A 16,835-nucleotide genomic window follows, 5' to 3' on the forward strand; every position below is an offset into this window, starting at 1 on the left:
CATCACGTTTCTTTTAGTTGGCAACTTACCTTCCGCCAGATACGCAACCGCGCCGCGGGGGCTGAGCCTCCGCGGCGCGGGCGTCGTCGTACCGAAAAATTGTTTTCGGGCCGGGTTACTTCCCGGGTTTAATGAAGGGGAAGGTGATCGTTTCACGGATCCCCAGGCCGGTCATGGCGGTGAGGAGGCGGTCGATGCCCATGCCCATGCCACCGGTGGGCGGGAAGCCCTGTTCCATGGCGGCGAGGAAGTCTTCGTCCAGCTGCATGGCTTCCGGATCGCCGTTGGCGGCTTCGATGGATTGCTGGGTGAGACGTTCGCGCTGGATAACCGGGTCGGCCAGCTCGGAGTAGGCGGTGCCCAGTTCCATGCCCCGCACGTACAGGTCCCACTTTTCGGTCAGGCCCTTCTTGGTGCGGTGCGGGCGGGTGAGCGGGGAGGTGTCCTCGGGGAAGTCGTACACGAAGGTGGGTGCGTAGAGCTGGTCCCCGCACAGTTCTTCGAAGAGTTCTTCCACGATTTTGCCGTTCACCCAGAAGGGCGCGATCGCGATATCGCGGGCTTCCGCGAGGGCTTCGAGGCGTTCGCGCGGGGTATCCACGGTGATTTCTTCACCCACGGCCGCGGAAACCGATTCGTACAAATCAAGTTTCTGCCATTCGCCGCCCAGATCATATTCGGTGCCGTCATTCAGGGTGACGGTGGTGGTGCCCAGGGTATCCAGGCAGGCCCGCTGGACGAGGTCCCGGGTAAGTTCGGCCATCGTATCGTAGGTGGCGTAGGCCTGGTAGGCCTCCAGGGCAGTGAATTCCGGGGAGTGGGTGGAATCGGCGCCTTCGTTGCGGAAGTTCCGCCCGATTTCGAAGACGCGATCCACGCCGCCCACCACCGCGCGCTTGAGGTAGAGCTCGGTGGCAATGCGCAGGTAGAGGTCCTCATCGTAGGCATTAATATGCGTTTGGAAGGGCCGGGCCGCGGCGCCGCCGTGGATGGGCTGGAGGATCGGGGTTTCGATTTCCACGTAGCTGCGGCGGTCAAAATTGGCGCGCAGCGATTTCATGACCCCGGCGCGCAGCCGCACCATATCACGGGCGGCCGGGCGGGTGATGAGGTCGAGGTGGCGCATCCGCACCCGCGATTCTTCGTTGAGGGCAACGTCTTCGCCGGCTTCGTTCTGGTAAATCTTCGGCAGCGGGCGCAGGGCCTTGGAGGCCATCTGCCATTCGTGGGCGAAAACGGAAAGTTCGCCGCGCTTGGAGGCCCCCACGTGCCCGGACACGAAAATGAAATCGCCCAGGTCAACATCCTGTTTGTAGGCGGCCAGGCGTTCTTCGCCCACGTGCGCGAGGGAGAGAATCACCTGGAGGCGGTTGCCGCGCCCGTCTTGGAGGGTGGCGAAAGCAATTTTGCCGCCGGTACGGGAAAGCATGACACGCCCGGCGATGCCCACCGAGGTCTCGGTTAGTTCTTCACCAGCTTCGATATCACTGTATTGTTCCCGGATCTCCGGGATGGTGGCGGTGATAGGAAGTTCGGCCGGGTAGGCTTCGGTTCCTTCCGCGAGCAGGCGGGCGCGCTTGTCCAGCCGGATACGCATCTGTTCCGGGGTTTCACTATCAAGAAATTCACTCACATGGTCATGGTAGACGACGCCGCGCCGCCCGGTCACGTGACGCGGCCCGTATCACCCGATAGACAGGCGGAATATCAGGATAATTCCCGGTTGCTGCCAGGGCTTCCACCGCGGCGATATCGTCCGGGGTGCTAGCGCTTGCGGCGGGTGCGTCTTCATTTTTTTCGGCGACGACGCCGCTAGCTGGCGGGTCAATAAGTTCGATACCGGCATCGGCCATGGCGAGTGCTTGTTCTTGGAGTCCGCGGGCGTAGGTGCTGTCCAGGCCGGCGGCGGCGAGCATGCGCTGGACCTGGCCGGCGAGGAGTGCGGTGTGCCGGGAGGCGTGGGTGAGGGCGGCAGCGTAGAGTCCGCGGTTTTCTTCGGCGAGGACGGAGGGTTCTCCCCCGAGTTCGCTCACGAGGGCCATGCCGATGGGGAGGAGCGGCGCGGAGCTGGTGACTGCCCAGGTGGCGCCGATGAGTTGGCGCATATCGAGGGAGGTCCCGGTGAAGGTGAGGGCCGGGTGGAGGGCGAGGGTGAGTGCACCGGCGGCGGCCGCATCCCGGAGTACGCCCGTGCCAAAGCGCGCGCTGGTATGGATGACGAGCTGGCCGGGGCGCCACCATCCCTGCCCGGCGGCGTGTTCCACGACGCCGGGCAGGGCGGCGTCGGGCAAAGCGAGGAGGATGAGGTCTGCGCGGGCGAGGAGGTCTTTGGTTTCGCGCGCGGGTACTCCGGGGAGGAGTGCGTCGAGGCGTTCGCGGCTGGCGCTGCTGCGGGCCACCGCACCGATGATGGTGTGGCCGGCGGCCCGCAGGGCTGCGCCGAGGACGCTTCCGACTTTTCCGGCCGAGATGATCCCTATGGTCATCCGGCCCGGTGTCACTTGCGGCCCCGCAACCGATCGTCGATGGCGGAGAGCGCGGCGGTGATGGCCGGCGCGGGGACTCCGAGGCGGGCGGCTTCTTCGAGGACCGCGGTGCCCAGGGAGTGGATTTCGGTGCGGTTGCCGTCACGCAGGTCGCGGGAGAGCGAGGAGTGTGCATCGGGCGCGAGGCGGCGCAGCCACGCGTGGATTTCCGCGGGGCGGGTGGGAACTTTCTCCATGGTGGCGATGCGGGCCAGTTCGGTGCACATCGCGTCGGTGAGTTCCGGGGCGCGTTCCATGGCGCGGCCGATGGGTAGCCCGGTGGCGCCGGTCAGCAGGGCCATGGCGCATTGGTTGCGGAGTTTGCGCCACAGTACCTGGTTTTCGGTGCCGCGGAAGAACACGTCAATTCCACCGTTGAGGAGTACGCGCGCGATTTCGCCGTCCATGGCGGTATCGGGCATTTCCACTTTGAGGAATTGGGAGGTGTGTTCGATAACTCCGGGCGCGGTGCGTTCGCTGATGGTGTAGACGGAGCCGGACCAGGATTCCCCTTCGGTGAGGGTGTGGATGGCACGAGCATGATCGAAGCCGTTGAAGAGCGCCCCCACTTCTTTGGGGCGGGCCGAGCGAATCGACTTTTCGATGCTGGGGAGGGTGTATGCCTTGGTGCACAGGAGGATTTCACTGCCGCGGGCCGGGCTGGTTATTGCCGGCACCTGCGCGGTGAAATTACCGAACCGCTTGGATTTAATGATAATTCCGTTGCGGTTAATAACATCTGCGGTGCGCTCAGTAGCAACAACCGCGACTTTTTGACCGTTGTGCGCGAGAACTCCCGCGATGAGCCCACCAATACCACCCGGGCCGTAGATATTAAGCATGGGAATAATCCTAGATGTAGAAAAATGTAAAAGTGCGGCTACGCGACGTGTTTCACTCTTGTATCGGGCCGAAATCACTTTCAGGAACCTGGCTGCGGCCCGACCCGGGACTATTGTCATTCCCTTGGGGGTACGACGGCGCCGTAGGCGCGCCCGGCTGAGTGGGTGCCGCTGGCTGCGCGGAGGGCCGCACGGCTGATGGCGCGGTGGGCCCGGTCGGAGGTAATTCGGGGTGCCAGCCGCGTGGGCCGTTCCCGCGTTCGCGGACGGTGGCGGTGAGGACACGGCTGGCGGTAGCAGCATCCATGTGTTTGGCGTGGGCATCTACCGAAAGCCCCACGGTTGCCCAGCGCAGGGTGCCGAGCTGGAAGCGGCGCTCAAGCGGGCCCTGGCTGATAATGGCGGATTGATAGTGTTCGCGCAGCAAAATTGTTACTTTGCGGTACCAGAACCAGCCGTGCCGCATAATAATGACATCCTCCCCCACGAAAATACCCGAGCGTTTCCACCCGATGGGATCCAACCAGCGTGAGGAGCGCGGGTTGGGAATGAATCCGGGGAGGGCACTGTCATCAAGAAGATAGCTGCGTAGCTGGACCAGGCTGGGCACCCCGGTGTGAGGTGGGCGCGCCAAAGCATCGGCAGTTCCAGCAGCATCGGCGCCACTAGCGGCAGCGGTAGTAGCCTCGGATGCGGCATCGGCCTCGGGAAGCACGTCAGCGTCGGCGTCTTTCGCGAAGCCGAGTTCACGCGCAACGGCGAGGACATCCTCGACCGTTCCTACCGGGACCAGGGCATCATTCGCGGTCTTGGCTGCTTCCATCGCTTCGGAAATCGAGCCGGAAATAACGCAGCTTTCTACTTTCCACCATCCGGGCCACAAATTCGGTTTTTTGAAGGCCAGCGCGTGGACGCGATAGGAAGGTAACCCGAGGGTGCGCCGGGATAGGAGCCCTTCTTGTTTTTCCACGCCTTCGGCCGTGGGTGAGATGCGGGCTCCCCAATTGGCTTGCAGGGAGCTCACGGGCTGCCATATCAGCGCGATGATGAGGAAGAGGAGGGCGAAGGAGCCGCCTTCATCGGTAAGCAGATAGGTGGTGACCGATCCGGCCACCGTGATAATAGCGAGGAAGATTCGCGGGGACAGCACGAGGGAGGCGAGGAACCGCCGCGCGGACATAGCATACAGGTGCGGGCGCACTTCCGGAGCGCTCACCGTGGCAAGATCGGGAACTTCCGAGCTATCCCCGCTGCGCATTTTATCCGCGAGCGAGAGCACGAGGGGCCGCAGTTTTTCAGCGTGGGGCAGCGCCAACCACCCTATCTCTACTTTTTCTCCACCGGAGGTAATAGTGAGGCTGGCTTGGCGCACCAACCGCGCGAGGAGTTTTTGGGTGACATCCACGCTTTGGATACGATCCCAGCGCACGTGGCGGTGCTGTTTGAACAGCACACCGCTGCGCATATGCACCCCGGACGCATCGAACATCCAGGCCATATGCCGCCATTGGATGGCCGCGATGATCCCGGTCACGAGGGTGACTACCACCGCGATACCCACCGCGATCAGCCAGAAGGAACGCAGCAGATAAACAACATCACGCCAGACTATTCCGGGCGAATCGGTATCCTCCAGGCGTTGAATAATAATCCAGCCACCCGCGACCAGCACGAAGAACCACAACGAGAGCAGCGAACTCCACGGCGTCCATTTCGAGACCGGCTGCCAGGTGCCCGAGATCGCGGTGCTACTCACTCCGGGCGCAATCGGTAACGCGCCCGGAGCTGCGGGCAGCGCACTTCCCGCTTCCTGGGATATTTCGGTGCCCGCCATTTAGACCCCTTCCATTTCGGCTACGCCGAGGTGAAGGAGACGTTCGCGCACCTCATCCGCTTCCGCGGTAGGCAGGCCGGTGATGACCGCATCCGTTTCCATGGAGGCGGTGTGGAGGGTGACTTTCGCGAGCCCGAAGCGGCGCAGCAGCGGCCCGGATTGCACATCCACCGTTTGGATACGCCCGTAGGGCACCACGTCAATGCGGCGGAACATAATCCCGCGGCACAGGCGCAGCGCAATATCATCCATGGCGTAACCGAGGTGATTCACCTGCCGGGACACGATGCGCAGGTGAATGAGGAAACCGAGGATGGGCAGCCCCAGCAGGGGCGCATAATAAGCGAGCGGTTCGGGGCGCGCAATAAATCCGGCCACCGCGAGCGCGATGAGGAGCACGAGCCAGAAGCACGCGGCGATAATCCACCGCACCGTGAAGAGTTTGCGCGACACCGCGCGGTAGTTCCGCCCAGGATCAAGAGGGGTAGTCACCATGGCTTAACGCTACCAAAGGGCTACGACATAAAAATTGGCCCGGAAAAACACCCGCGCTTGCCGCGGCGCAATGAATCCGACGCCCCGCTACCGCCGCTCAATACGGCACCAGGTATCCACGATCCACCCGACCACCGCGAGCACCAGCGCCGCGGCGGTGAGGATCCCCCAGGCCCGCGCACTCGCCCGGGTAAAGGAGGTGGAGCCCAGCGCACTCATGATCGCGAGCACTCCCCCGGCACCGGCCAGGAGTGCGCCGCTGCGCAGCCCCGCTGCCGCGCCTGCTGCCACCCGCAGCGCGGCCAGCCGCGAAAGGGATTCAGCACGCCCACGGCGTAGGCGCCGCACCCGCCAGCCGTACCAGAGCAGCACCGCGGCGATGAGGAGTAGTGGCAGCCCGGCGAAGGCGGGCACCGCGACCGGTTGCGCGGCGAGGAGGCGCCGCAGCGCTTCACCCGCTAAGGCACCGGCCGCGCCCCACCCCAGGAAGGCTCGTAGATTACGCACAGCGGCCGCCCGTATCGGGGCCGACGCCGCCGCCGGCACCCGCGTGCTCGCTTAGCCGGGCGCGTTCCAGTTTTGCGGTGGCATCCGGATCGATTTCTTGCCAGGGTTCCATCACGAATGCACGGCTATGGGCACGCGGGTGGGGCAAGGTGAGAAACGGGTTGGTGCTGCGCACTCCTTCCACCCATTCGATATCGAGGTCGAGGGTGCGGGCCCCCCAGTGGATGCGGCGCTGGCGCCCGGCCCTCGCCTCAATAGCGCGGAGGGCGGCCAGCACCTCAAGGGGAGCCAGCTCGGTGGTCAGGCGCAGTACCGCGTTGAGGTAATCGGGTTGCGGCTCCTGCCCGGGGGCAAGCACGGGCGCGGTGCTATGAAATGAGGAGACCGCGTCAATATGAACGGGGAGCGCGGCAATCTGGGTGAGGGCAGCACGCAATGTTTCTTCGCGTTCCCCCAGATTCGCGCCCATCCCGATCACCATCTCCCGCATGGTTCCCCCGCGCGCAATAGCTGCCAGGCGCCGCACGGTCACCCGAGCGTCCGCGAAGCGGCCCGGCACGGGGGCTTCGGGTTTGTGCACGGTAACTTCCACCGCCAGGGCCCCGCGCGCGAGGACCCGGCTGGCTACCCGCTCCCCCAGTGTTTCAAGCAAGCTCACGGGAGCACTTTCCCCGACCGTGCGGGCGTCCTCTGCCAGATCCGCGTAGGAGATGGTGGCCGCGAGGTCATCTGCGTGGCCTGCCGCGCTGGTGTCCACGAGGGCTGCGATGTCGAAAATAAAAGGGTGATCGGCTTCGCGTTCTTCCGCGTAGACGCCGTGCCGGGCGGATACTTCCACGCCGGTGATGCTCACGGTATCCAGGCAGCATCCGAGCATGGCGAGGGCATCGTGAATACGCGGGGGTAGTCCCATCATGACCGCGCGGCCTCCACAGCTCCCGCGTTTTCGGGGCGGGCCACTCCGGGTTGGGAGGTGGATACCAGTCCGCATTCGCGCAGTTTCGCCACGGTATCCACCGCGATCCGCGATGATGCGACGTCGTGGACCCGCACCGCCCACACGCCTTTTTCGGCGAAATAGGTGCTCAGTGCCGCGGTGGCGCCGTCTCGCCCGCTGGCAGGTAGGCCTTCCGGGGTTACTTCGGCGAGGAAGCGTTTGCGGGAAACTCCGATGAGGACCGGCATGCCGGCCCACAGGAATTCGTCAATATGGGCCGCCAAGCGCCAATCGTCGTCGCCCATTTTTGCGAAGCCGAAGCCCGGGTCGATGATGATCCGGGTGGGGGCAATTCCGGCGGCAACGGCGCCCGCCACGCGCTCAAGGACTTCCGTGCTGACTTCGCGGCCGATAGCGCGATAGCCGGCCAGGGAATTCATGGTTTGTGCGTCGCCGCGCCCGTGCTGGAGCACATAGTAGGCCCCGGATTCGGCCACGGTTTCCCACATGGAGCTGTCTGCGCGCCCGCCGGTCACGTCGTTGATAATGCGGGCGCCGGCCGCGCAGGCTCGCGCCGCGGTTTCGGCGTGGTAGGTATCGACCGAGATGGGGATATGCGCGGCTAGTTCGCGTACCACCGGCCCGATGCGCTCCCATTCTTCCGCGGGGCTGAGGAGGGTGGCTCCCGGGCGGGTGGATTCCCCGCCGATGTCGATGATATCTGCCCCGGCGGCGATGAGTTCATGGCCGTGGGCGATGGCGGTATCGACCGTGGCCCAGCGTCCGCCGTCGGAAAAAGAATCGGGGGTGACGTTGAGGATTCCCATGACGCGGGTGCGGGGTCCCCCCAGGAGTTCCGGATCGCGCAGCGGCGCGGGCGCCGGGGTATTCGCGGCCGTGTATGTGTTTGCGGTTGCTTCCGGTTGTGGTGTTGGCATTTTAGGCTCCCCGTTCGATGAGACTCATGGCTTCGGCGCGGGTGCTCGGTTTGCGTAGCATGCCGCGCACCGCCGAGGTGACGGTACGCGAACCGGAATTGCGCACCCCGCGCATGGTCATGCACATATGTTCGGCTTCCACCACTACGAGCACTCCGGCCGCGCCCAAACGGTCACGCAGCGCATTGGCAATCTGGGTGGTCAGGCGCTCTTGCACCTGGGGGCGGCGCGCGTAGCCTTCCACCAGTCGGGCCAGTTTGGATAGGCCGGTGACTTTCCCTTCCGCCCCGGGAATATAGACGATATGGGCCGCCCCGAAGAAGGGCAGCAGGTGGTGTTCGCACATGGAATAGAAGGTGATATCCCGTACCACCACCATTTCGTGGAAGTCCTCCGCGAATTGGGCGTCGAGCACCGCGTCGGGATCCTTGCCCACCCCGGAAAAAATTTCGGCGCAGGCGCGGGCTACCCGCGCGGGGGTATCCACCAGGCCGGGGCGGTCCGGGTCCTCACCGATAGCGCTGAGGAGTTCCCGCACGGCCCGCTCCACCCGCGCGGTATCGACCTGCTGCGCGGTATCGACCTGCCGCGCGCCGCGGCGCTGCGTGTCCACACCCTGGCAATCCACCTGGCCGCTTCCCGCTGATTCCACTGCGCTCATGCATCCGTCCTTTCCCCGCTCACGCCCCGTATTTTTCGCGCTCATAACCACGAAAGTTTAGGCATCCTCATTTTCCGCGCCGTGCCGGCCGCGCGGGCCGAGCGGCCCGGTGGCAGCATCGGGGAGTTCCGGGGCGGCAAGGCGCGAATCCGCTGCCGCTTCCGCCTCGGTTTTCCCTTCCGGGAGCGGGATGGGCGGGCGCTGCGAGACCGGGCGATCCGGGGCGGAAAGCCACACTTCCCGCTCCGGGGCTTTGACAACATCCTTGAAAATCTCCGCGAGTTCGTTTTCCAGCACGGTTTCCTTATCTAGGAGCACCGCGGCCAGGTGGTCGAGGATATCCCGGTTTTCGGTGATGATCGTCCACGCTTCGGTGAGAGCCTGGTCGAGGAGGGCCCGCACATTTTCATCCACGGTGGCAGCCAGAGAATCCGAGGTGCGCGAAGCCGCCCCGAAGCTCGCTTCTTCCTGGGCCGTGGGAGCCACCCGCACCGCCCCCACCGCGGTGGTCATCCCGTATTCGGTCACGATCTTGCGCGCGGTTTCGGTGGCTTTCTGGATGTCATTGGAGGCGCCGGTGGAGGGATCCCGGAAAATAATTTCTTCCGCGGCGCGCCCGCCCAGCGCGTAGGTGAGCTGGTCGAGGAGCTGGTTGCGGGTAACCGAATAGCGATCCTCGGTGGGCATAACCATCGTGTAACCCAGGGCCCGCCCGCGCGGCAAAATGGTCACCTTGGTGACCGGGTCGGTATAGCGCAGCGCCGCGGCCGCGAGCGCGTGCCCGCCCTCGTGATAGGCCGTCATGCGCCGATCCTCCGGGCTCATCACCCGGCTGGAGCGCTGCGGGCCAGCCATCACGCGATCCGAGGCTTCATCCACATCCGCATTGGTGATGACGTGGGCGTGGCGGCGCGCCGCCAAGAGCGCGGCTTCGTTGAGGATATTGGCCAGATCCGCGCCCGTGAAACCGGGGGTGCGCTTGGCGACCCCGGCCAGGTCTACGTCGTCCGCGAGCGGCTTACCGCGCGCGTGCACCCGCAAAATTGCTTCGCGCCCGCGAATATCGGGGGCATCTACCGCGACCTGCCGGTCGAAACGCCCGGGGCGCAGCAGCGCCGGGTCCAGCACGTCCGGGCGGTTGGTGGCGGCAATAAGAACCACCGCTTCGTCAGTGGAGAAGCCGTCCATTTCCACGAGGAGCTGGTTGAGGGTTTGTTCCTGTTCGCCGTGGCTGAGGGCGCCGCTGCTGCGCCCGCGGCCCACCGCGTCAATTTCGTCCACAAAAATAATGGCCGGGGCTTTTTTCTTCGCAGTTTTGAACAGCTCGCGCACGCGCGAAGCACCCATGCCTACGTAGAGTTCCACGAATTCCGAGGCGGCGATGGAGAAGAAGGGCACTTGTGCTTCCCCGGCGATGGCCTTGGCCAGCAGGGTTTTACCCGTTCCGGGCGGGCCGTAGAGGAGCACCCCGCGCGGGATGCGGGCCCCGAGGGCCTGGTAGCGGTCCGGGTTCTTGAGGAAGTCCACCACTTCCTTCACTTCTTCCACGGCTTCATCTTCCCCGGCCACGTCGGAGAAGCGCACTTCGGAGACTTCCCCGTCCGCATTGGCATCTTTCGCCCCGAAGCCGCGCCCCATCTGGCTGCGCATGAACCAGATGAACACCGCGAAGATGAGGATCATGGGCAGGAAGGTAAAGAGCATGGACACAAACACGTTCTGGGAGGGAACGATTGAGTTATGCCCGCGCTCCGGATTGGCCCGTTCCACCAGGGAGGTGATGTGCTGGCCCTGCGGGTCAGCGTATTGGAAGGTGACTTTCTTCCCGGCGTCGTGCTTATCGCCGTCACCATCCATGGTTTGCGTTGGCTCGGTCAGCCACAGGCGTACCCGGTTGGTGCCGTCTGTGATCTGCACGCGCTGTACGGTGGTGCCTTCCAACAGCGCGATACCTTCCGAGGTGGAGATATTGGACCACTGCATGGCCATGAATTGGTTGGTCCCGATAAAAGCAAGAAGCGCCGCGATGACGATGCCGGAGATAACGCGCCAGCGCCGCCGGCTGGTGCGTTCTTCTTCGCTGAGCTTGTGGCCGGAGCCGGAGCCGCGGGATTTCTTGTTCTTCCCGGCGCCACCTTCCGTACCGGTATCACTGCCCGAGTTGTCCGGCTGGGGCGGGTGGGCCCGGCGTGCCCGGCGCTTGCGCTCATACGCGCTGGGTTCGGCGCGATTCGCTTCGCTACCGCGAGCGTCACTACCGCGTGCCTCACCGCCGCGAGCGTCACTTCCGCCCGGCGCGGTGCCGCCCGGTTCCGTACCGCGAGGTTCTTGCTGTTCGTCCACTTATCCTCCGTAAACGTGCGGGGCCAGGGTGCCCACAAAAGGCAGATGCCGGAATTGTTCGGCATAGTCGAGTCCGTACCCCACCACGAACTCATCGGGAATATCAAAGCCTAGATAGTCAACCTGAACGTCAACTTTAGCCGCCTCGGGTTTTCGCAGAATAGCCGCGATCCGCACCGATTGCGCCCCGCGATCCAGCAGATTCTTCTTCAGCCACGCGAGGGTAAGGCCGGAATCGATAATATCTTCCACGATGAGGACGTGCCGGCCGGTCACATCAGCATCCAGGTCTTTCAAAATCCGCACCACGCCGGAGGATTTGGTACCCATCCCGTAGGAGGAGACCGCCATCCAATCCATATTCAGCGGAGAGTGGATTTTCCGCACCAGATCCGCCATGACCATGACGGCGCCCTTGAGCACGCCCACCACGAGCAGATCACCATCGTAATCGGCGTCAATCTGGCGCGCCATGTCCTCAAGCTTCGCTTGGATTTCCTCATTTGTGACGAGGATTTTTTCCAATTTATCACCCATATCGGTGTGGTCCATCACCATCTCCTTGAGCAGTTCCGCTGTGCATCTAAGCCTAACGCGCGAAGACGACAATATTATCGCGCCGAAGCGCTCGCGCCCCGGGCAGGTCGCAGTGGCGCACGCCGCCCGGCCCGGTCACCAGCGCGTCGAGGGCCTCGATATGCCCCGCGTTCACCTCCCCGCCACGCGCTCCGGCGCGCAGGGCAAGGGCACGCAGAATCCGGGTGCGTACGGCCGTGGGAAGTTCGCGCAGTGGCGCAATAGGTACGACGACGCCGCCAGCTGGCTCCCCCGCCTCTTTCACCACACCGTGTTCTTCCCAGGTGGCTAGCTCCCGGGCCGCCCAACTATCGAGCGCTTCGTTATCGCGGCGCAGCAGGTAGGCGGTGCGTGCCAGGGCTTCCACCGTGCCCGGCCCGAGCGCCTCTTTTAGGGCCGGCAGGGCGCGTGAGCGCAGCGCGGCGCGGGTGAGCGGGCCACCGCCCGCCGCCCGCCACGGGCCATCGGGCTCATTGGAAGGGTCCTCCACCCAGGCAATGCCCTCCTCTTGCAGCGCGGCGCGAAGCGCCGCGCGCCGCAGCCCCAGCAGCGGGCGTAACGCAGTGATCTCCGGGTGGCCTGGCAGCGGACCCGCTTCCGGCATACCCGCCAGGGAACGCGCTCCCGAACCCCGGCCCAGGCCCAGAAGCACGGTTTCGGCCTGGTCGTCCGCGGTGTGGCCCAGCAGCACCGGGCCGCAACTAGCTCCAAGCTCGCCTGCCCCGCCCGGCGCCTCACTTGCCGCGCCAGCCGCGCCACCCACGCCCGCCATCTCGCCAGCGCCAGCCGCCTCGGCCAATGCCGCGTACCGGGCCGCCCGCGCCTGCCCTTCCGGGCTCGATCCATCGCCAAGGTCCACACTGACCGTTGCGGCGTCGTCGTACCCCCACGAACGTAAGCGGCTCGCAACCTGCGCGGCTTCGCGCCCCGCCTCCGGGCGAATCCCGTGATTGACGGTGACCGCGCGCAGCAGGTAGCCGTCCCGGCGCGCCACGAAGAGCGCGATGCGGGCCAGCGCGAGGGAATCAGAACCGCCGGATACCGCCACCGTCAGGCGGGTCCCCGGCCCGTAACCGCAGCTCTTCAGCAGTGCGCGCAGGCGGCGCCGGCCGGCCGCGTACGCGGGATGGGGTCCGGCCATTACAGCTCCGCCACCGCGGTGAGGAAAGCATCCTCGGCGGCCCGCACATCCAACAACGAAACGTCGTGGTGGGAATCGGTGAGGATGGAGAAGGTCAGCAGCGCCCCCGAACGCGTGCGCAGCACCCCGCTGAGGGAAACCACATCGGCGAGCGTGCCAGTTTTCCCACGGATCATCCCGGGCGCGGCGCCTTCGGTGAGGCGATCCGCGAGCGTGCCGTTGAGCGCGGCCACCGGCAGCCCCGCGCCCAGCGCCCCCACCGTGCCGTCCGCCAGATTCGCCAGATCCTCCAGGATCGCGAGCTGGAGCACGCAGGTGAGCCGATTCGTTTCGCTCAGCCCGGAATTATCGGAAATCACCACGCCCTCCAGCGGGTAGCCGAGCTCCTCCAGGACCGCGCGCGTGGCCCGCGCCGCCCCCGCAAAATCCGCGCTTTCCCCGCGCTCACGCGCCACCAGGTGCCCGAGGGTTTCGGCCAGGGTGTTATCCGATTCGGTGAGCATGCGGTCCACCAGCTCGCGCACGCTCGCCGAATGCACCGTGGCCAGCGGGTGGGCCGCCGCTTCCTTGGGGGCCTGCCCCGCACGCACCTCCGCCACCTCCACACCGGCCCCGCGCAGCTGTTCGGCCAGGGCATTCCCGGCGTCGAGGGCGGGCGTGGCGCTGTAGTGGTAGCCCACCGCCCCGCCATTCACAGCAATCGGCGTGATGGGTGCCACATAATCGTGATTGACCGGGTCGAGGGTGGGCGCGTATTCCGGCCCCGTGAAAAGAGAGGTATCAACGACGACGCTCACCGGGCCGCCCGGGTGCTCGCGCGCGTAGGTGGCGGCGGCCGCGGCCAATTCCGAGAGATCGCCGCGGGCAATGGTGCCCGGGACCTGGGTGGCGGCGGTATCGGGAGCCAGGAACACATCGCCCCCGCCGATGAGGTGGATGGTGGAGCCGGAAGCGGCCACGCTGGTAGCGAAGCGGCGATCCGGGCCGAGGGTTTCCAGGGCCACCCGGGCGGTCACCAGTTTCATATTGGAGGCCGGCACCCGCGGGACTTTTGCGTCTTTGCTGGCGAGGACCCGCCCGGTGGCAGCCTCGCGAATTTCATAGGATACCTGGCCCGTGGGGACCAGGCGCGCGGCGAATTCCTGGCCGAGGGCGGCCACTTTGGCGGCGCTGGCATCCTCGAGTTCCGCGGGCGCGGGAGCAGCCGGAATGGTCACGGCCGGCACGGGAGTGGGATGCGGATACGGCGCGGCGGCATCGGCCCTAGGTCCCAGGGTGAGCAATCCGGGGGTAAGATCAAAGGCATCAGCGAATGCGTACCCGCCCGCAAGAAGGAGCACCAGGGACAAAGCGATCTGAGCTTTTCCTTTCACGGGCCTATTCTTGCACGGAACGCAGCTCGTATTCTTAGGTGTTCTTATGTGCCAGCCGTCAGCGAGGAGAGCTTCACATGATGGAATTCGATGTCACCATCGAAATCCCCAAGGGAAATCGAAATAAGTACGAAGTAGATCACGAAACCGGGCGGATTCGCCTGGACCGCATGCTTTTCACATCCACCCGGTACCCCGATGATTACGGATTTATTGATGACACCCTCGGTGAGGACGGCGATCCGCTGGACGCCCTGGTGCTGCTTGAAGAGCCCACGTTCCCGGGTTGTGTGATTCGGTGCCGCGCGCTGGGCATGTTCCGCATGCGTGATGAAAAGGGCGGCGACGATAAGGTGCTGTGCGTGCCGGCCTCGGATCAGCGGGCCTCCTGGCGTACCGAAATTGAAGACGTTTCGGAATTCCATCGCCTGGAAATCCAGCACTTCTTCGAGGTCTACAAGGATCTGGAGCCAGGCAAGTCCGTGGAAGGCGCCCACTGGGTGGGCCGCGAAGCCGCGGAAGAGGAAATCCGGGCTTCCTTCCAGCGGGCCATCGACGAAGGCTACTACACCGCGCACGAAGCGCAGCCGCCCAGCCAGCACTAAGCAGCCAGCCGGCCAACAGTAGGCGGGTAGCCGGGCCAATAATCCCAAATAGAAGCGTAAAAAGCGGGAGCTATGCAGATCATGCACAGCTCCCGCTTTTCTTTTATGCTTGTGTGCCGCGCGCCGGCATCAGTACGCTCCGCGACCCTTACCCGCCGCGCGCTAGCCGCACCTAGTCAATAATCCGCACGTAGGTGGGGCTACCCCAAATCGGCCCTTCGCGGGTGCCGCCTTCCGGATTGGTGGCCGCAATATGCATGCCGTTACCCGTGTAGATTCCCACGTGCCCGGGCCACCACAGCAGGTCGCCGGGTTGGGCTTGGGAGGGAGAAATCTCGTAGCCGGCCGAACGCTGCGCCCCGGAGGTACGCGGCAGGGAATAGCCGAAGTGCCCGTATACATAGCGGGTGAAACCGGAGCAATCCCAACCCGAGGGGGTATTGCCACCCCATACATAGGGCACGCCCACGAATTGCCGCGCGAAGCTGACAATCGCCCAGCCATCACCCGAAGGCGCCGGTTCCGGTTCGGGTTCCGGTTCAGGTTCGGGGGCCGGAGCGGGGGCGGGTGCCGGTTCCGGTTCAGGTTCGGGGGCCGGAGCGGGGGCGGGTGCCGGCGCGGGAGCGGGCTGAGCTTCAGCCTGGCGCCGCGCCGCTTCTTCCGCGGCCGCCTGGCGAGCCGCGGCTTCCCGAGCCGCTGCCTCGCGGGCGGCCTGCTCCTGGGCTGCCGCTTCGGCCGCGATGCGCTGGCGTTCGGCTTCGGCCTGGGCACGCGCCGCGGCTTCTTTCTGTTCTTGCTGGGCGCGTTCCAGTGCCGCCGTCGTACCCTTTTGCCGGGCGAGGGTTTCGAAAAGTTGGTCGCGTTGCGCTTCGATGGAGGCCAGTTGGCTATCCAATTGGGAGGCGGCCGAGCTAGCGTCCTTCGCGGCGCCCTCGGCGCGCGCGGCAATCGTGGCCTGCTCATTGGCCTTGCGATCCGCTTCGCCCTGGAGGGTATCGGCGATATCGCGGGCGGCCTGGTAGCGCTGCAGCTTCTGGTCGGTGGCGTGGCCGGCGGTGCGGAAGGCGCGCTGGCGATCATCGGCATCGCGCAGGGATTGCGCCCCGAGCAGCGCGTTCGCGGCGGTGAGCGTGGTGGAAGAATCCCGGTACATCGCCGAGGAAATCGAGCCGAGTTCCCCGCGCGCCGCATCGGCTTCCGCCCGGGCACTATTGGCCACCACCTGGGCATCCATCGCAGTATTGACCGAATCTTCCAGGTTGCGCTGGGCACGCTGGGCTTCGGCCGCCTTAATCACCACATCGGTACGCGCGGCTTCGGCCTGGGAGGCGAGCCCGGCCAGCGAAGCTTCAATCTGCCCGATACTTTGAGCTGTTTGCTTTTCCGCGGCCCGCGAGCGATCAATATCGCGATCAACGTTATCCGCGCGGGCGCCGGGTAGCACTGAGAGAGCGAGGGCGCAGGCGGCCAGCACAGCCGTTAGGCGCCGAGAACGATTCTCCACACGACCTCCAGAGGGCGGGCTTTCCCGCGCCCCGGACGGGTGCGCGCAGACTGAGCCCACAATTCGATATAAACACTAAGAACATACCTCACACCAGTCCAAAACGAAACATCTGCCCCAAAATTTCACAGGTGTAATTCTGTTCTTTTTCGTCACACCGCTTGCCTGCATTTATCAGAAACCACAACCGTCACAGGGTAGGAACCGCAACTACCACCCGTCCGAAACTGCGGTCGCCACGGCTCGCGATGGAAGAACGGCCCGGGCGCCCGCGCGCTTGCGCAGGGTTGCGAGCCCTCGAAGGGCCTCAAGTACGACGGCGCAGCTCCGCCACCGCGCACTCAATCAAGAATGTGATTCACGTCGTGAACTTGACGAACACCACCCCCGCCTGCCTATGCTTGCATCATGTTCGTCATGCGAATGCCCAACTAGCGCACGTTCCGCGGCCCAGCCGCCCTAACGTGCGCTATCAGCCCTGCTGATTTTGGAAAAGAACACCAAGTAGAAAAATAAGCGGGCTGGTCAGAGCGCATTCGCCGCATCGCACAATT

15 protein-coding genes are annotated in these 16,835 nt (G+C 65.1%); 1 reads left to right on the plus strand and 14 read right to left on the minus strand.

What is annotated here, in order from left to right; genetic code table 11:
* Window positions 1-115: 115 nt before the first annotated feature.
* The 13 genes from lysS to dacB all read right to left on the minus strand — a co-directional run bounded on the left by lysS (window position 116) and on the right by dacB (window position 14,172).
* Window positions 116-1,597 (minus strand): lysine--tRNA ligase, encoded by a 1,482-nt coding sequence (gene lysS, locus ACRQFC_RS00495; protein WP_284904313.1) that lies wholly within the window; start codon window positions 1,595-1,597, stop codon window positions 116-118.
* A 40-nt stretch (window positions 1,598-1,637) separates the two neighbouring features.
* Window positions 1,638-2,486 (minus strand): Rossmann-like and DUF2520 domain-containing protein, encoded by an 849-nt coding sequence (locus ACRQFC_RS00500; protein WP_284904252.1) that lies wholly within the window; start codon window positions 2,484-2,486, stop codon window positions 1,638-1,640.
* Between the two features lie 11 nt (window positions 2,487-2,497).
* Window positions 2,498-3,367 (minus strand): ketopantoate reductase family protein, encoded by an 870-nt coding sequence (locus ACRQFC_RS00505; RefSeq protein ID WP_026428660.1) that lies wholly within the window; start codon window positions 3,365-3,367, stop codon window positions 2,498-2,500.
* A gap of 52 nt (window positions 3,368-3,419) precedes the next feature.
* Window positions 3,420-5,201, minus strand: coding sequence for a PH domain-containing protein (locus ACRQFC_RS00510; RefSeq protein WP_435713462.1), 1,782 nt, complete (start codon window positions 5,199-5,201; stop codon window positions 3,420-3,422).
* Window positions 5,202-5,696 carry a PH domain-containing protein gene (locus ACRQFC_RS00515; protein WP_284904256.1) on the minus strand — a complete coding sequence of 165 codons (495 nt, stop codon included), beginning with the start codon at window positions 5,694-5,696 and terminating at the stop codon, window positions 5,202-5,204.
* An 87-nt stretch (window positions 5,697-5,783) separates the two neighbouring features.
* Window positions 5,784-6,203, minus strand: a complete 420-nt coding sequence (locus ACRQFC_RS00520) for a DUF3180 family protein (RefSeq protein ID WP_087069941.1) — start codon at window positions 6,201-6,203, stop codon at window positions 5,784-5,786.
* A complete protein-coding gene (folK, locus tag ACRQFC_RS00525; RefSeq protein WP_284904257.1) occupies window positions 6,196-7,119 on the minus strand; it encodes a 2-amino-4-hydroxy-6-hydroxymethyldihydropteridine diphosphokinase in 924 nt (307 codons plus the stop codon). The genes ACRQFC_RS00520 and folK overlap by 8 nt, the downstream gene beginning before the upstream one ends.
* Window positions 7,116-8,078 (minus strand): dihydropteroate synthase, encoded by a 963-nt coding sequence (folP, locus tag ACRQFC_RS00530; protein WP_284904259.1) that lies wholly within the window; start codon window positions 8,076-8,078, stop codon window positions 7,116-7,118. Before folP ends, folK begins: the two co-directional genes overlap by 4 nt.
* A 1-nt stretch (window position 8,079) precedes the next feature.
* A complete protein-coding gene (gene folE / locus ACRQFC_RS00535) occupies window positions 8,080-8,739 on the minus strand; it encodes a GTP cyclohydrolase I FolE (RefSeq protein WP_284904260.1) in 660 nt (219 codons plus the stop codon).
* Window positions 8,740-8,796: 57 nt separating this feature from the next.
* Window positions 8,797-11,082 carry an ATP-dependent zinc metalloprotease FtsH gene (ftsH, locus tag ACRQFC_RS00540; protein ID WP_284904263.1) on the minus strand — a complete coding sequence of 762 codons (2,286 nt, stop codon included), beginning with the start codon at window positions 11,080-11,082 and terminating at the stop codon, window positions 8,797-8,799.
* Entirely contained in the window at window positions 11,083-11,634 is a 552-nt protein-coding gene (gene hpt / locus ACRQFC_RS00545) for a hypoxanthine phosphoribosyltransferase (RefSeq protein ID WP_016441812.1), read from the minus strand.
* Window positions 11,635-11,671: 37 nt separating this feature from the next.
* A complete protein-coding gene (tilS, locus tag ACRQFC_RS00550; protein WP_284904265.1) occupies window positions 11,672-12,799 on the minus strand; it encodes a tRNA lysidine(34) synthetase TilS in 1,128 nt (375 codons plus the stop codon).
* Complete coding sequence (gene dacB / locus ACRQFC_RS00555) at window positions 12,799-14,172, minus strand: D-alanyl-D-alanine carboxypeptidase/D-alanyl-D-alanine endopeptidase (protein WP_284904267.1); 1,374 nt, start codon at window positions 14,170-14,172, stop codon at window positions 12,799-12,801. Before dacB ends, tilS begins: the two co-directional genes overlap by 1 nt.
* A gap of 80 nt (window positions 14,173-14,252) precedes the next feature.
* Between dacB and ACRQFC_RS00560 the strand changes: the two genes are divergently transcribed.
* Complete coding sequence (locus ACRQFC_RS00560) at window positions 14,253-14,777, plus strand: inorganic diphosphatase (protein WP_026428653.1); 525 nt, start codon at window positions 14,253-14,255, stop codon at window positions 14,775-14,777.
* Window positions 14,778-14,949: 172 nt separating this feature from the next.
* Here ACRQFC_RS00560 and ACRQFC_RS00565 read toward each other — a convergent pair whose 3' ends face one another.
* Window positions 14,950-16,281 carry a C40 family peptidase gene (locus ACRQFC_RS00565; RefSeq protein WP_284904268.1) on the minus strand — a complete coding sequence of 444 codons (1,332 nt, stop codon included), beginning with the start codon at window positions 16,279-16,281 and terminating at the stop codon, window positions 14,950-14,952.
* Between the last annotated feature and the right edge of the window lie 554 nt (window positions 16,282-16,835).

Origin of the sequence: Actinotignum inguinis (assembly GCF_051265835.1) — a bacterium.
In the GTDB taxonomy this organism is placed as follows: Bacteria; Actinomycetota; Actinomycetes; order Actinomycetales; family Actinomycetaceae; genus Actinotignum; species Actinotignum timonense.

Coding starts and splice junctions, on each gene's coding strand:
- ACRQFC_RS00510 (WP_435713462.1), bottom strand. CDS start 5,201: ATGGCGGGCACCGAAATATCCCAGGAAGCGGGAAGTGCGCTGCCCGCA.
- folK (WP_284904257.1), bottom strand. CDS start 7,119: ATGATGGGACTACCCCCGCGTATTCACGATGCCCTCGCCATGCTCGGA.
- ACRQFC_RS00505 (WP_026428660.1), bottom strand. CDS start 3,367: ATGCTTAATATCTACGGCCCGGGTGGTATTGGTGGGCTCATCGCGGGA.
- folP (WP_284904259.1), bottom strand. CDS start 8,078: ATGCCAACACCACAACCGGAAGCAACCGCAAACACATACACGGCCGCG.
- tilS (WP_284904265.1), bottom strand. CDS start 12,799: ATGGCCGGACCCCATCCCGCGTACGCGGCCGGCCGGCGCCGCCTGCGC.
- lysS (WP_284904313.1), bottom strand. CDS start 1,597: ATGCGTATCCGGCTGGACAAGCGCGCCCGCCTGCTCGCGGAAGGAACC.
- ACRQFC_RS00560 (WP_026428653.1), top strand. CDS start 14,253: ATGGAATTCGATGTCACCATCGAAATCCCCAAGGGAAATCGAAATAAG.
- ACRQFC_RS00500 (WP_284904252.1), bottom strand. CDS start 2,486: ATGACCATAGGGATCATCTCGGCCGGAAAAGTCGGAAGCGTCCTCGGC.
- ACRQFC_RS00515 (WP_284904256.1), bottom strand. CDS start 5,696: ATGGTGACTACCCCTCTTGATCCTGGGCGGAACTACCGCGCGGTGTCG.
- folE (WP_284904260.1), bottom strand. CDS start 8,739: ATGAGCGCAGTGGAATCAGCGGGAAGCGGCCAGGTGGATTGCCAGGGT.
- hpt (WP_016441812.1), bottom strand. CDS start 11,634: ATGGACCACACCGATATGGGTGATAAATTGGAAAAAATCCTCGTCACA.